Origin of the sequence: Arthrobacter sp. AB6, from assembly GCF_031844545.1 — a bacterium.
GTDB lineage: Bacteria > Actinomycetota > Actinomycetes > Actinomycetales > Micrococcaceae > Arthrobacter.
This window is the reverse complement of sequence record NZ_JAUZVL010000030.1, coordinates 38,701-52,660: the sequence shown is the minus strand read 5'-3', so window position 1 is coordinate 52,660 and position 13,960 is coordinate 38,701. Positions and strand designations below refer to the sequence as shown.

13 protein-coding genes are annotated in these 13,960 nt (G+C 67.0%); 4 read left to right on the top strand and 9 right to left on the bottom strand.

From position 1 onward, the window contains the following. Positions 1-58 precede the first annotated feature (58 nt). The 7 genes from Q9R30_RS17980 to Q9R30_RS17950 form a co-directional block, all read right to left on the bottom strand. Positions 59-1,000: a carbohydrate kinase gene (locus Q9R30_RS17980; RefSeq protein WP_104999555.1), complete on the bottom strand. Its 942-nt coding sequence runs from the start codon at positions 998-1,000 to the stop codon at positions 59-61. A gap of 55 nt (positions 1,001-1,055) precedes the next feature. Beyond that, on the bottom strand, positions 1,056-1,679 hold the full coding sequence (gene eda / locus Q9R30_RS17975) for a bifunctional 4-hydroxy-2-oxoglutarate aldolase/2-dehydro-3-deoxy-phosphogluconate aldolase (protein ID WP_311218438.1): 624 nt from the start codon (positions 1,677-1,679) through the stop codon (positions 1,056-1,058). Beyond that, positions 1,672-3,051 carry a mannitol dehydrogenase family protein gene (locus Q9R30_RS17970; RefSeq protein WP_311218441.1) on the bottom strand — a complete coding sequence of 460 codons (1,380 nt, stop codon included), beginning with the start codon at positions 3,049-3,051 and terminating at the stop codon, positions 1,672-1,674. Before Q9R30_RS17970 ends, eda begins: the two co-directional genes overlap by 8 nt. Positions 3,052-3,128: 77 nt before the next feature. Next, positions 3,129-4,085 carry a PfkB family carbohydrate kinase gene (locus tag Q9R30_RS17965; RefSeq protein WP_311218440.1) on the bottom strand — a complete coding sequence of 319 codons (957 nt, stop codon included), beginning with the start codon at positions 4,083-4,085 and terminating at the stop codon, positions 3,129-3,131. A gap of 35 nt (positions 4,086-4,120) precedes the next feature. Further along, the gene (manD, locus tag Q9R30_RS17960; protein WP_104996357.1) at positions 4,121-5,332 is read right to left on the bottom strand and encodes a D-mannonate dehydratase ManD; all 1,212 of its coding nucleotides are present in this window, start codon (positions 5,330-5,332) and stop codon (positions 4,121-4,123) included. Positions 5,333-5,426: 94 nt separating this feature from the next. After that, entirely contained in the window at positions 5,427-6,464 is a 1,038-nt protein-coding gene (locus Q9R30_RS17955) for an L-idonate 5-dehydrogenase (RefSeq protein ID WP_311218437.1), read from the bottom strand. Then, complete coding sequence (locus tag Q9R30_RS17950; protein ID WP_104996355.1) at positions 6,461-7,843, bottom strand: MFS transporter; 1,383 nt, start codon at positions 7,841-7,843, stop codon at positions 6,461-6,463. The genes Q9R30_RS17955 and Q9R30_RS17950 overlap by 4 nt, the downstream gene beginning before the upstream one ends. A gap of 149 nt (positions 7,844-7,992) precedes the next feature. Between Q9R30_RS17950 and Q9R30_RS17945 the strand changes: the two genes are divergently transcribed. Then, positions 7,993-8,718, top strand: coding sequence for a GntR family transcriptional regulator (locus Q9R30_RS17945; protein WP_104996354.1), 726 nt, complete (start codon positions 7,993-7,995; stop codon positions 8,716-8,718). A gap of 25 nt (positions 8,719-8,743) precedes the next feature. Here Q9R30_RS17945 and Q9R30_RS17940 read toward each other — a convergent pair whose 3' ends face one another. Further along, positions 8,744-9,544 carry an alpha/beta hydrolase gene (locus tag Q9R30_RS17940; RefSeq protein WP_311218436.1) on the bottom strand — a complete coding sequence of 267 codons (801 nt, stop codon included), beginning with the start codon at positions 9,542-9,544 and terminating at the stop codon, positions 8,744-8,746. Positions 9,545-9,662: 118 nt separating this feature from the next. On the opposite strand from Q9R30_RS17940, the gene Q9R30_RS17935 reads away from it, so the two are divergent. Beyond that, entirely contained in the window at positions 9,663-9,989 is a 327-nt protein-coding gene (locus Q9R30_RS17935) for a GYD domain-containing protein (RefSeq protein WP_104996352.1), read from the top strand. A gap of 174 nt (positions 9,990-10,163) precedes the next feature. Then, positions 10,164-11,270: a GTP pyrophosphokinase family protein gene (locus Q9R30_RS17930; RefSeq protein WP_104996351.1), complete on the top strand. Its 1,107-nt coding sequence runs from the start codon at positions 10,164-10,166 to the stop codon at positions 11,268-11,270. A gap of 21 nt (positions 11,271-11,291) precedes the next feature. Here Q9R30_RS17930 and Q9R30_RS17925 read toward each other — a convergent pair whose 3' ends face one another. Beyond that, entirely contained in the window at positions 11,292-12,332 is a 1,041-nt protein-coding gene (locus Q9R30_RS17925; protein WP_311218435.1) for a substrate-binding domain-containing protein, read from the bottom strand. A gap of 305 nt (positions 12,333-12,637) precedes the next feature. Here Q9R30_RS17925 and Q9R30_RS17920 point away from each other — a divergent pair, with 305 nt between their 5' ends. Continuing rightward, complete coding sequence (locus Q9R30_RS17920) at positions 12,638-13,957, top strand: extracellular solute-binding protein (protein WP_311218434.1); 1,320 nt, start codon at positions 12,638-12,640, stop codon at positions 13,955-13,957. The last annotated feature ends 3 nt before the right edge of the window (positions 13,958-13,960 follow it).

The following is a 13,960-nucleotide window of genomic DNA, read 5'->3' as shown; positions in this document are numbered from 1 at the left end:
GGCCATTTAGGCGCATTAAGTGAGAGAGCGTCGCATCGGAGCAGCCGAACTAGCCTGGCTACCCCTCAGCAGGCGCCCCGTTCAGCTCAGCTCGCGTGGGCGGGTTCGCGCCCGGCCGGGACACCGTAACAGCCGCCGCCTTCGCCGCATGGGCCAGGAGTCCCTCCAGTCCCTCCGCCGGGAGTTCGCGCAGGTCCTTCCGGTTCTGGGCTCCGTCCAGGCCGCGGTCCACCAGGCCGGAGAGCAGCGCCGCCATGAACGAGTCACCGGCGCCCACGGTATCCGCCACCTCAACCTTGGGAGCCTCCACCTGGGCTTCGCCCGCCCGGCACACACCCCACGGCCCGTCTGCTCCGCGCGTGACCACCACCAGCGCCGGCCCTTCCTCCCCGCCCAGGGACAGCCAGCGGCGCGCGGCGTCCAGCACGTCAAGGTCCGGGTAGAGCCAGGCGAGGTCCTCATCGGACGCCTTCACAACGTCCGCCAGGGACACGAACTTCTCCGCGTGGCGGCGCGCGTAATCCACATCGGTGATGATGCTGGGCCGGCAGTTGGGGTCGAAGCTGATGGTGGCGTGCGGGTGGGCGAATTCGACGGCGGCAAGCACCTCGGTGGCGCCCGGCGCCAGCATCGTGGCAATGGACCCCGTGTGCAGCAGGGTGGTTCCCTGCAGCATGAACGCGAGCCGGTCGGCGATGCCGGGAAGCTGCCAGGTGAGGTCGAACGTGTAGGTGGCGGCGCCGTCGTCGTCAATCAGCGCGGTGGCCACGCTGGTGGGCAGGTCGTCCGGCCCCATGGGAAGCATCACGGAACTGGCGCGCAGGTGCGCCGCGACGGAATCACCATAGGCGTCCCGGCCGTACCGGCCGATGAACTGCACCGGGTGGTCGAGGCGGGCCAGGCCCACTGCGACATTCAGGGGACTGCCGCCCACGTGGGCTTCGATTCCGGAGGCGCGCTGGACAACGTCGACGAGGCCTTCGCCTATAACTGTGAGCATGCTCATACTCTGCCAGAGGAGAGGCTAACCGGCACGTTGCTAAGCACGATGACGCTTAGCCCAGTGCAGCCGCTCCCCGTGCCAGCCGGGTGATCTCCGCCCAGTCTTCGCCCTCAACCGCGGCGCGCGGCGTGAGCCAGCTGCCGCCCACGCAGGTGACGTTGGGCAGGGACAGATACCCGGGGGCGGATTCCAGGCTCACCCCGCCGGTGGGGCAGAACTGCACCTCCGGGATCGGCGCGCCGATGGCCGCGAGGTATTTCGGTCCGCCCGCCGGGCCGGCCGGGAAGAACTTCATGGCGCTGAGTCCGCGCTCCAGGACGGCCATCACTTCGCCGACCGTGGCCACGCCGGGCAGCACCGGCACGCCAAGCTGCAGCATGTGGTCCAGCAGGGAACGCGTCACTCCCGGGCTGACCAGGAACTGCGCACCTGCGGCCACGGCGGCATCGGCCTGGGCCGGGGTAAGGATGGTTCCGGCACCCAGCAGGATCTCCGGCACTTCAGTGGCGATGCGCTTCATCGACTCAAGGGCGCTGCCGGTCCGCAGCGTGAGCTCGATGATCCGGACCCCGCCGTCGGCCAGTGCCCGCGCCACCGGAACGGCGTGCTGCGGGTCGGCGATGGTGACCACCGGGATGACCGGTGAAACGTGCAGGACGCTGGTTGCGTCAGCCATGGATGATCTCTTTTCTCAGGCCGTCCAGCCCGTCGATGTCGATGGTGCGGTACCAGTGCGTCAGCAGGTCCGCGAAGGTGGTGTTGGCTGCGAGCGCCGGATCGAAGATGCTCCGCATGCCCAGCAGCGCAGGGACAACGGCTTCGGCCGTGCGTCCGGCCGGCAGGGCCGCCTGGAGTTCCGCGGCGAGGGGATCGTTCAGCTCCGACGCCGGGGTCGAGGCCACGTGGTGCATCCACGCAGCGACGGCAAGCGCAGCCCAGCGCGGTTCGCGGCCGGTTTCAAGGTTTGCGTTCACGGTGGTCAGCAGCCGCAAGCCGATCTTTTGCGACCCGTCACTGCCCACTTTGGCCGTTGTGTGGCCCAGCGCCGGGTTGGCGAACCGTTCAAGCACCTGGCCGCAGTATTCGTCGCCGTCCAGGCCGGCTGGAAGGCTGATGGTGGGGAGCGCGTCATCAGCCATCATCAGGCGGCAGGCAGTCCGGAAGGCGTCCTCTCCCACGGCGCCGCTGATGGTCGCCTTGCCCGTTGCCAGCCCCAGGTATGCCAGCATCGAGTGGCTCGCATTCAGCAGCCGCAGCTTGGCTGCCTCCCAGGCCCCGACGTCGTCACTGAACAGCGCGCCGGCGCGCTCCCAGGCGGGGCGCTCCGCCGCGAATTTGTCCTCGATCACCCACTGCATAAAGGGTTCAGCCACCACGGCGGCCTCGTCCCGGAGTCCCAGGTCACGTTCGACGGCGGCCAGGTCACCTTCCGTGGTGGCGGGCACCATCCGGTCCACCATCGTGTTGGGGAACGTGACGTTTTGCCCCAGCCAGGCGAGCAGCGGCGTGGACTCCGCGTCCGGAAGGGCCCCGGCAAATGCCCGCACCAGGTTGCCGGTCAGCTCACCGTTACCGGGGAGGTTGTCGCAGGAGACGACGGTCAGCGGACCGCCCCCGGACCGGGCGCGCTTCTGGATGCCACGGGCTATCTGTCCGACGGCGGTGAGCGGCGGCCTGCCGGCGAGGTCCGCCGCAACCTGCTCGTCGGCGGTGTTGAGCGAGCCGGTGCGCGGGTCGATGCGGTAGCCCTTTTCGGTGACCGTCAGCGTCACTACCTTGGTGGTTTCGGCTGCGATCCGGTCCACCACTGCATCCGGCCGGTCCTTCCCGGAAATGGCCTCCACGATGCTTGAGACCACGCGCAGCGGAGCGGCGCCAGTGCCCCGTTCCGCCACGGAGAACAGCCCGTCCTGCGGTGCCAGCTGGCGTGCCACGGTGTCCGAGCGCTGGGTCACCCCGATGATTCCCCAGTCCGCTGAGCCGGTGGCGAGCATGGCGTCCTCGGTGAACACTGCGGTGTGGGCGCGGGCGAAAGCGCCGAGGCCCAGGTGGACGATGCCGGGGCTGATGGGAGAGCCTGCCAGGGGTGCGCGGTGCTTGCCGTGCGCGGGGAGGGCCGCGGCATTCAGGCGTGTGATGGCGCTGCTCCTTCGCGGGCAAGGCGGGCGGGAGATCCCGCTGCGTGGGCCCGGGTCTGTTCCAGCGTGGGGATGAACCCGGTGCCTCCCTTGCCGCCAACCACCAGCGATGCCGCGGCGGCGCCGCAACGGGCGGCCTCGGCGAAGCCGTCCCCGAGGATCATCCGTGCGGTCAGGGTGCCTACGAAAGCGTCTCCGGCGCCGGTCTGGTCCACCACGGCGGGGGCCGGAATGGAGTCGATCCAGGCGGTTTCGGCTGCGCCGTCCCGGCCCTCACCGTCAAGCTGGATTCCGTCCGCGCCGCAGGTGACCGCGACGTTCCGGGCACCAAGGCCGCGCAGCCGCGCGGCGGCCTCGGCCGGGGTGGAGGTGCCCAGGAGGGCGCCCGTCTCGCCGGGGAAGGAGGGGGTGACCAGGAACGCACGGGGCGCGAGCTGCAGCAGGGCCGCCGTCGCATCCTCCACGGACGTGAGCCGGGGGCGGAAGTTGGGATCGAAGACAAAGCGTTGGGCCACGGAGGCGGCCTTGACGACGGCGGCGCGCGCCGTCGTCGAAATGGCGCAGGCGATGCCGCCGGCCACCACGGCGCCCGCGGCCGAAAAGACCGCGGGGTCCACGTCGTCCGGCCCCAGCGTGGACCCGACGCTGCCGCTGCGTGCGTAGGAAAACTCCCGCTGCCCGTCAGGGTCGCAGTGCACCAGGTACACACCCTGCTGTCCCGGCCGGAACCTGAGCAGCTCCGGGGAAACGCCGAGTTCCACGATCCGGGCGGCGATGGCGCGGCCAAGGTCGTCGTCGGTCAGGACCGCGAGCAGGCCCACGCGGGCGCCGGCCGCCGCGGCCGACGCCGCAACGTTAAGCGCGTCACCCGAGATGCCAAGCTGCGCCGGCACGCCGTGGCCGAAGGCCTGGTCGGTGGCCACCTCGACGAGGATCTCGCCCATCACCAGTACGTCGAACTGTTGCTGCACTGCCTCACTCACCAGTCATGCACCGATCCATCGAGCCGCCGGTTGACGGGCAGGTATTTGGGGTCGAACGGGAACCGGGCGGCGGCTTCCTCGTTGAACTCTACGCCGATGCCGGGCGCGTCGCCTGGATGCATGTAGCCGTCACTGAAGGTGTAGGACGTGCTGAACACCTCGTTGGCGGGCTCCCGGTGGCCCATGTATTCCTGGATGCCGAAGTTGGGGATGCTCATGTCCACGTGGAGGGCAGCGGCGAAGGAGGCGGGCGAGAGGTCGCCCGCGCCGTGCGAGCCCGAGCGCACGCCGTAGAGGTCTGCGAGGGAGAAGATCCGGCGCAGGTGGGTGATGCCGCCGGCGTGTGAAACCGAGGTGCGGATGTAGTCGATCAGCCGTTCGGTGATCAGCTGCTGGCAGTCCCAGATGGAGTTGAGGACCTCACCCACGGCGACGGGCGTGGTGGTGTGCTGGCGGATCAGGCGGAACGCCGACTGGTCTTCGGCCGGCGTCGGGTCCTCGATCCAGAACGGCCGGTACTGCTCCAGCGAGGCGCCTAAACGGCCCGCCTCGATCGGGGACAGCCGGTGGTGGACGTCGTGCAGGACGTGCACGCCGTAACCGAACTCTTCGCGCACATGGGCCATCATCTTCGGCGCGAAGTCCAGGTACGCCGTCGTCTCCCACATGTCTTCCTGGGGCACGTTGCCGCTGGCGGGCTCGTAAAGCTTGCCGTCCACGGGGGCGATGCCATAGGTCTTCTCCAGCCCGGGGACAGCGGCCTGGGCGCGGATTGCCTTGTAGCCGAGGTCCAGGTGGTGCTGGAAGTCGGCGCTGAGGTCCTCGAGGCTGGACCCGCTGGCGTGCCCGTAGACCATAACGCCCTCGCGGGCCGCACCGCCGAGGAGTTCGTAGACCGGCATGCCGGCGGCCTTGCCCTTGATGTCCCACAGCGCGACGTCGATGGCGGCGATCGCGGTCATGGTCACCGGTCCGCGGCGCCAGTAGGCGCCCTTGTAGAAGTACTGCCAGGCGTCCTCGATCCGGCGCGCATCGCGGCCGATCAGCAGCGGGCACAGGTGCTCTGACAGGTAGGACGCCACAGCCAGCTCGCGCCCGTTAAGGGTGGCGTCGCCGATGCCGGTGATCCCGTCCTCGGTTTCGATAACGAGCGTGACGTAATTTCGTCCGGGCGACGAAACCACTACCCGTGCGTCGGTGATCTTCACTGGTTGGTCCTTCAGGTGTGTTGGAGCGGAAATGTAGGTCGCAGTAAGTGTCGTTTTGAGCCCTCAAAACGACACTTACTGCTACTTAGTTGGGTCAGGCCGTAGGCGGGGTGAGGTTGAGCATGACCTTGCTGCTGCCGGAGGTCGGATCGCCGAAGACCCGCATGGCCTCGGCTGCCTGGTCGATGCAGAACTTATGGGTGATGACCGGGGACACGTCCAGGCCACCGGCCATGGCGCGGAGCGCATCGGTGATTTCATCCACAAAGCGGTAGGAGCCGACCCAGGTGATCTCCCGGGTGACCAGGTCCCCCAGGGCAGCCGGGGCCGGGGCACCCGGAAGGTTCCCCACCTGGACCAGGGTCCCGCCACGGGCCGTGGCGCGGAGGACTCCGCCCAGCACGGCGGGGATGCCGGACGCCTCGAAGACGAGCTCCATGTCCGCCGGCAGGCTTCCGCCGGTGGAGACGTTGCGGACCTCGTCGGCGCCCATGGCCGCGGCGATCTTCAGGGCAGCATCGCTGATGTCGGCGGCAATGACGGTCCTGGCTCCCGCGTACTTGGCGGCTGCCACCACCAGGGAGCCGATAGGCCCGGCGCCGTTGACCAGGACGTCCCGGCCGGTGAGGTCACCGGCGCGGCTGACCGCATGCATGGCGACGGCGAGCGGTTCGGCCAGTGCCCCGCGGAGCGTGTCCACGCCGTCGGGCAGCACCCGGATCTGGGACGCCTTGGCGAGCTTGCGTTCGCTGAAGCCGCCGTCCGTGTGCGGATCGAAGGCTGCGGATCCGAAGTACCGGATCTGCGGGTAGAGGTTGGTGCGGCCGGTGAGGCGTTCCGGCATGGTGCCGTCCCCCACGAGTTCCGCGGGGTGGACGGTGACCGGCTGGCCAACTTCCAGGTTGACGACGCCGGCACCGAGCTGGGCGATGCGTCCGGCAACCTCGTGGCCGAGGACCAGCGGCGACTTCAGTGCCGCGGTCCCCGAGGCACCGTGGCGCCAGTACGAAAGGTCGGATCCGCAGATGCCGCCCCATTCGACGTCGAGCACTACTTCCCCGGGGCCGGCAACGGGTTCCGGCCGCTCGTCGATGCGGAGATCATTGACGCCGTGGACGACAACGGCTTTCATACGGCGTCTTCCAGGCGGACCATGTCGCGACCACGGACCTCGGGTCCAACAAAGGCCGAGATGAGGGTGATCAGCGAGTAGGCGATGACCATCGCGGCCAGCGGCCACCAGTGGCCGGTGATGGCGGTGAGGGTTGCTGCCAGCAGGGGGCCGATGGCGGTGGCGAGGATGCCGCCGATTTCCTTGGCCAGGGCGAGCTGGGTGAAGCGGGTGCGGGCTCCGAAGAATTCGGCCATGGTGACGCTTTCCATGGCGAAGAGGCTGAGCACGCCCAGGTTTAGGCCGATGACCATGGCGACCGTGATGAGGACGGTGTTGCCGCTGGTGACCATCAGCATCATGGGAATGGCGAACAGGGCGGTGAGGGAGCTCAGGGCGAGATAGAGCGGCCGGCGGCCGAAGCGGTCACCGAGCATGCCCATGACCGGGATGGTCAGGAAGCCCAGGATGGAGCCGAACATGATGGCGGTGGTGCCCACGCTCTTATCGACGAGGAGGACGGTGGCGAGGTAGCCCACCAGGAAGGTCTGGACCAGCCCGGAGTTTCCTGCCTGGCCGAAGCGCAGGCCCAGGGCGATCAGGAACGCCTTGCCCTTGCGCTGGTGCAGCGCAGCCTCGATGGTGCTGGTCCTGGCCAGTTCCTCGGCAGCGGCGATTTCGCGCTTGGACAGCGCAACGCCGTCGACGACGTCTGCCCGCTCCTCGAAGACGGGGCTTTCCTTGACGTGGTGGCGGACCCACACGGCGAAGATCATCAGGACGAAGCTGAACAGGAACGGGATGCGCCAGCCCCAGCTGAGCAGGTCCGCTTCGGACAGCGTGGACACGAGGATGGCCCAGATAGCGGAGGCGGCGAGGGTTCCGGAGTTGGTGCCCAGGCAGACGAGGGAGGCGATGAGGCCGCGGCGGCGGGCCGGGGCGAACTCTGCGAGCATCACGGTTGCGCCCGCGATCTCAGCACCGGCACCGAAGCCCTGGGCCAGGCGCAGTGCCACCAGGAGGATGGGGGCCCAGATGCCGATCATCGCGTAGGTGGGGAGGACACCGATCAGCGTTGTGGAGGCGCCCATCAGGGCGATGGTGATGAAGAGGACTTTTTTGCGGCCGATCCTGTCACCCATGCGGCCGAAGTAGACGGCGCCTGCCAGGCGGGCAACATAGCCCACGCCGTAGGTGGCCATGGCGGCGATGAGGCCGATGACGGGGCTGACATCGGGGAAGAAAAGCTTGTTGAACACGATGGCGGCTGCCAGCGAGTACAGCTGGAAGTCCATGAACTCCATGGCCGTCCCCAGCCAGCCGGAGACGGCGACTTTGGCCAGTTCGCGGGTGGGTTTGGCTTCCGGCTTGGTCGTGGGCGGCGCGATGCTCTCAGTCATCTGATGCTCCTTTGCAGGCGATGAAAAACGAAGGGGAGAGTGAACGGAAGAAGCTGGGGCTGAGGATCGCAAATATGATCGGCAGGACCCCGTCACCACTACCATACAAGCACTACCATTCTAGTGTGTCAACCAATTACACTGGAGTCATGGCAACCGAAAAGAGATCCTCAGCACCGCGGCTCTCCGTGCGGGACCAGACGCTCGAGACAATCCGCCGCCGCATCATCTCCCTTCAGTTGCCGCCCGGTGAGCCGCTCTCCGAGAATGAACTGGCGCAGGAACTGGGCGTCAGCCGGACGCCGGTCCGCGAGAGCTTGATCCTGCTCCGCGAAGAGGGGCTGGTGCAGGTCTTCCCGCAGATCGGTTCCTTTGTTTCACTGGTGGATTTGGGGCGGGTCTCGGAGGCCCAGTTCGTCCGCGAGGCCATTGAGTGCGCCTCCCTCCGCGACCTTGCAGTGGACAGCTCCGGCCTTGCGGGCCTCCGGGACATCCTGAAAGCCCAGTCCCGGGCTGACGCCGACGGCGATGTGGAGGAATTCTTCCGGCTCGACGAGGACTTCCACCGGGAGCTCCTGCGGTTGGCGGGGCATGAATCGGCCTGGGCGGCCGTCAATTCGGCCAAGGCGCATCTGGACCGCGCCCGCCGCCTGAGCCTGCTGGACACCCGCCCGGTGTCCACGCTGATTGAGCAGCACACGGCCGTGGTGGACGCCCTGGAAGCCAACAACCTCGCGGATGCCGACAGCTCCCTCCGGCTCCACCTCCGCGGCGTTTTCGAGGATGTGCAGCGCATCCAGGAATCCACCCCCGAGCTCTTTTCCGACGGCGCCGTAGCACGCCCCACCAGGCGGAGCGTCGCGCGGCTGGGTTAGCACCGCCTGCCGGCAGCGCGCTGTTTCAGCCGAGCAGCTCCCCCACCAGCTCCCGGCACTTCGCGTACGCCTCCGTTGTGGGATTGATCAGCGCGAAGTGGTCCCCCGGCACCATGACCAGCTGCGCGGGGACCGGTCCGGACCTGGCCGCCTCCACATAGGACACTGACATGCCCGGCGGCACGTCGGCGTCGTCCGTTGCATGCACGGCGTAGACGGGGACGCTGAGCGGCAGCGCGGCCATCGGGTCCGCGTACCTGTGCCGGCCGGGAAAGTCCGACGACGGCCCGCCCAGCAGGTTGGCCACCGCACCATCGCTGAGGTTCAGTTCCTCCGCTGCCGCGAGGTTGAGCACGCCGGACTGGCTGACCACACCGGTGAGGCGGACGCCGTCGCGGCGGCCACCGGCCTCGCGGTGCTCGGCCTCCAGCCCCAGCCGGCCCAGGCGGTCCCGGCCCGCCGCCCACACTGCGAGATGGCCGCCGGCGGAATGGCCCAGGGCCACCACGTTGGCCAAGTCCAGGGCGTGGGGCCCTGCGAGCTCCTGCAGTTTGTCGATGCCCGCAAGGATGTCCGAGAAAGTGTGCGGCCAGCCCCCGCCGTTGCCCGCCCGGCGGTACTCGAGGTTCCAGGCGGCAAACCCGTGCCCGGCAAGGTCCTCGGCCAGCGGCTCCCCCAGGTCGGCACCGTACTTCGACCGCCAGTAGCCGCCGTGGATCACCACCACCACGCCGCGGCGGGCGGCGGCTCTTGGCTGCCCGGGAAGGAACAGCTCGCCCCACTGGCTGGGGTCATCGCCGTAGTAATACCTATGCCGCGTTGCCATCTGCCGAGCGTACCGCGCAGTGCATTGCCGGGCCTCAGCACAGGCCGTTGCCGGGCGGACAGCACAGTGCCATTCTGGGTGGACCTTACCCCGCGCCACCGACCGAAAGGATGGGAAAATGCCGCTCTATCTGTCAAGGTTCAGCTACACGCCGGAGACCTGGGGCCGGTTGATCAACAACCCGGAGGACCGGCGGAAAGCCGCGCAGGCGTACATCGAATCGGTGGGCGGAAAGCTCCATGGGTTCTGGTACGCCTTCGGCAGCCACGACGGCTACAACCTCTGGGAGGCGCCGGACAACGTGTCCATGGCGGCGGTGGCACTGGCCATCAGCGGGGGCGGGGCCCTGAGTTCGTTCCAAACCACGGTGCTGATGAGCGTCGAAGAGACCATGGAGGCCCTGCAGAAGGCGGCCGAGATCAAGTACCAGCCTCCGGGCGCCTGAGGACCCCACCGGGCACGCCTCCCCTTCATCGAGTGCTCCGTACCGGCCCTTTTGGGACGTGAAAACGGCAGGTACGGAGCACTCGATGGAATCGCAAGCCGGCACCAGGCAACATAATGATGGCGCGAAGGCGGTGCGCGGATCACGGCCGGGCCTCCGCCGTAAGCTGGAACCATGCCGAGTCATTGGGACAGCCTGGACGCGAGCCTCCGCGAATCCGTGGAGCAGAACGTGGAGATCTATGAGCGGGTCCGCCCTGCCCTGAAGCTGGTCACCCGCGACGTCCTGCTGACCCTTCGGGACATGCTGAAGGACTCCGAGGTCACGCCCCTGTTCGTCACGGGCCGCACCAAGACCGTGGAATCGTTCAAGGAGAAGATCTCCCGGATCGAGGAACCCTTGGAGCCTGGCGCGCCCCCTGCCCTCAAGTTCCCGGACCCGTTCCGGACCCTGAATGACATGGTGGGCATCCGCGTGATCACCAAACTGCCCGCAGAGAATGCCCTGGTGGCCAACATCATCAAACACCAGCGGCAGCTCTTCGACTGCCGCGGGGACCGGGAAAAGGACATCGGCTCCATTGAATCGGGCACCTACGGATACTCCAGCCGGCACCTGATCCTGCGCACCATCCAGAACGAGGCCGTCAAGGAGTACCAGTCGGTCTTCAACCCGGATGCCGTGCCCAACGGCAGCTACTTCTTCGAATGCCAGATCCGGACCATTTTCGCCCACGCGTGGAGCGAGATCGAGCATGACATCCGGTTCAAGGCCGAGGACCCGCGGGCCTGGACACCCCACTTCGACCGGCAGTTCACCGCCACCGCAGCCATGCTGGAAACAGTGGAAACCGCGTTCGCCGACCTGCACGAGCGCTACGAGGAAGTCCGCAGTTTCTGGGACGCCGACGGCGAAGGTGCTGCTCCGCTGACACCCAACCGGATCCGCGACGTCTGGCGCACCCTGCTCCCCCACGTTGACCGCAAGGTGGACGACGACTGGGGCTGGGCCGCCGAACTCCTCGCAGCCCACGGCCTGAACCAGACCATGCAGCTGGCCGGGCTCCTCAGCGCCAACCGCATCACCGAGGTCCGCAAAGCCTTGGACCACCGCTATTCTCCCGGGCCCGACCGGCTGCTCGACGACCTGCTGCTGTGGCAGTACGGCACCAGGCACATCGACCTCACCGCAGAAGCGGCCGACGCCGTACCGCACCCCAGGCGGGACAGCCTGCTGCGGCGGTTGAGGCAGATCGAGCGCTACAGGCTGACGAAAAAGTAGGGCGCGGCGCGCAGCCCGGCGCTAACGCTGTTTCAGCTCTGCGGTCGACTCCCGGACCACCAGGTGCGTCGCGAGCTCCACGCGCTGGGAGTCAAGCGCTTCACCGTGCAGCTGCCGGAGCACGGCCCGCAGCGCAGTGCGGCCCATCTCCTGCAGCGGCTGTGACACGGAGGTGAGGGGCGGAATGGACTCCTCCGCCTGGTACGTTCCGTCGAACCCCACAAGGCTAAGGTCTTCGGGGACCCGGAGGCCGTTCTTGCGCGCTTCACTGAGAACCCCGAGCGCAATACTGTCGCTGGCGGCGAAAATCGCTGTAGGGGGTTCGGCGAGGTCCAGCAGCTTCTTAAGTCCCAGCACTCCATGCTCGGCGCGGAAGCGTCCCGGGATAACGTAGGCAGGGTTCACTGCTACGCCCTTCGCCATCAATGCGGCCATATAGCCGTGCAGCCGCGCCTGGTTGCATTCGGCCGCCTCCGGGCCGCCCAGGTACGCGATCCGTGAATGCCCAAGCTGGAGCAGGTGCTCCGTGGCAGCCTTGCCGCCCGCCCAGTTCGTGGCACCGACGCTCACCACATCCGCCTGCGGAGGATTCAGCGGGTCGATGACGGCCACCGGAATCTTCCGGCGCCTGAACGCATGCAGCTGGGCGGCGCTGAAGGCCGAAGTCACCACGATCATGCCGCTGCGTCCGGCTTCAACCATGCGCTGGGCCCGCCGCTCCGGGCTCAGGGTGGCGCCGCCCAGGTGGCTGGTCACGCTGATCATGATCTCTACGTCGCTGGCCCCCGCATATTCCAGCACCCCGTTGAGGATCTCCACGGCATAGGCGGAGGTCAGCGCGTCAAAAATGACTTCGACGACGGTATGCCCCGGCAGTGCCGTCCTGCGCTGCAGCGGCGACTGGTACCCCAGTTCCTCCAGCGCGGCGAGCACCCTCGCGCGGGTGGCGGACGAAACGTCCTCGCGCCCGTTGACAACCTTGGAAACTGTGGGCGCCGAGACTCCTGCCCGCAGTGCAACAGCTGCCAGGGTGGTTTTTTCCGGCTGGGCAGTGGTAGTCAAGTTGATTCCCGTCTTTCGAAACATTTCGAGAAGTCAATCATGCCCTTGCCTATAAGGACGCGTCAACAGAGAACAGAAGACAACACGCAGTGCGGACTGGTGCCTAGCGAAGAAATTCCTTGACTGTGACGGCACTCACCGCTAGGTTTACCCCACTGACCGCAACTTTTCGAAATATTTCGAAAGACTGCCGCGGTCAACTACTGAACGAATGCGGACATGCCGGCTCGAAACCGAGGCGCGAAAGTCCGCTTCCATACGCTACCGGGTCCCAGCGTTGAGCCCGGAGGATGAACGGATGCGAAATGAAGATTCGAAAGTTGCGCTCGGCACTCTTGGCAGTTTCCGCCGCCGGAATGGCGATCAGCCTGGCCGCCTGTGGTTCAGCAGGTCCTGCCGGCACCAATGTGAGCAGTGACTCGGCGACGATGTGGGGACTCACTGGAGGCAACCAGCCCGTCCTGCAGAAGTCGGTGGACGAATGGAACAAGGCGAACCCGGAGAAGTCGATCAAGCTGGACTTCTTCGCCAATGATGCCTACAAGACAAAGGTCCGGACCGCCGTGGGCGCCGGCGAAGGCCCCACGTTCATCTATGGCTGGGGCGGCGGGGTGCTGAAGTCGTACGTGGATGCAGGGCAGGTGGCTGACCTTTCCGGTTTCATCAAGGAAAACCCCGACATCAAGGACCGGTACCTTCCGTCCGTCCTGAAGAACGGCGAGGTGGACGGCAAGACCTACGCCCTGCCTAATAACAACGTCCAGCCCGTAGTCCTCTACTACAACAAGGAAGTTTTCGAGAAGGTCGGTGCCAAGCCGCCCAAGACCTGGGACGAACTGATGGCCCTCGTGCCGAAGTTCAAGGACGCAGGCATCGCCCCCTTCTCGCTGGGAGGCCAGTCGAAATGGCCGGACCTGATGTGGCTCGAGTACCTGGTGGAACGCATCGGCGGGCCGGAAGTCTTCGAGAACATCGCAGCAAACAAGCCCGGCGCCTGGTCCGACCCCGCCGTGGTTGAGTCGCTTACCAAAATCCAGGAACTGGTTGACGCCGGCGGGTTCATCAACGGCTTCTCCTCCATTGCCGCTGACAGCAATGCCGACCAGGCGCTGATGTACACCGGCAAGGCCGCCATGATCCTGCAGGGTGGCTGGATCTACCAGGGCATGAAGAAGGACGCCGCCGACTTCGTCAAGAGCGGCAAGCTCGGCTACACCACCTTCCCGACGGTTTCGGGCGGCAAGGGCGATCCTGCGAACGTTGTGGGCAACCCCTCCAACTTCTGGTCCATCTCCTCCAAAGCCACGGACGCCCAGAAACAGGCCGCCCTTGACTACGTCAAGGACGGCATGTTCACCGGCTCCAACACTGATGCCCTGATCAGCTCGGGCGCCGTGCCGGTGGTGCAGGGTCTCGAGGACAAGCTCGCGGCCTCCCCGGACAAGGACTTCCTGACCTTCGTCTACGGCATGGCCAAGAACGCCCCCAGCTTCACGCTCTCCTGGGACCAGGCACTCAGCCCGGCCCAGGGTGACGCGATGCTGTCCAACCTGGACCAGGTCTTCCTGAAGAAGATCAGCCCGGAGCAGTTCGTCACCACCATGAACGCCACGATCGGAAAGTAGGAG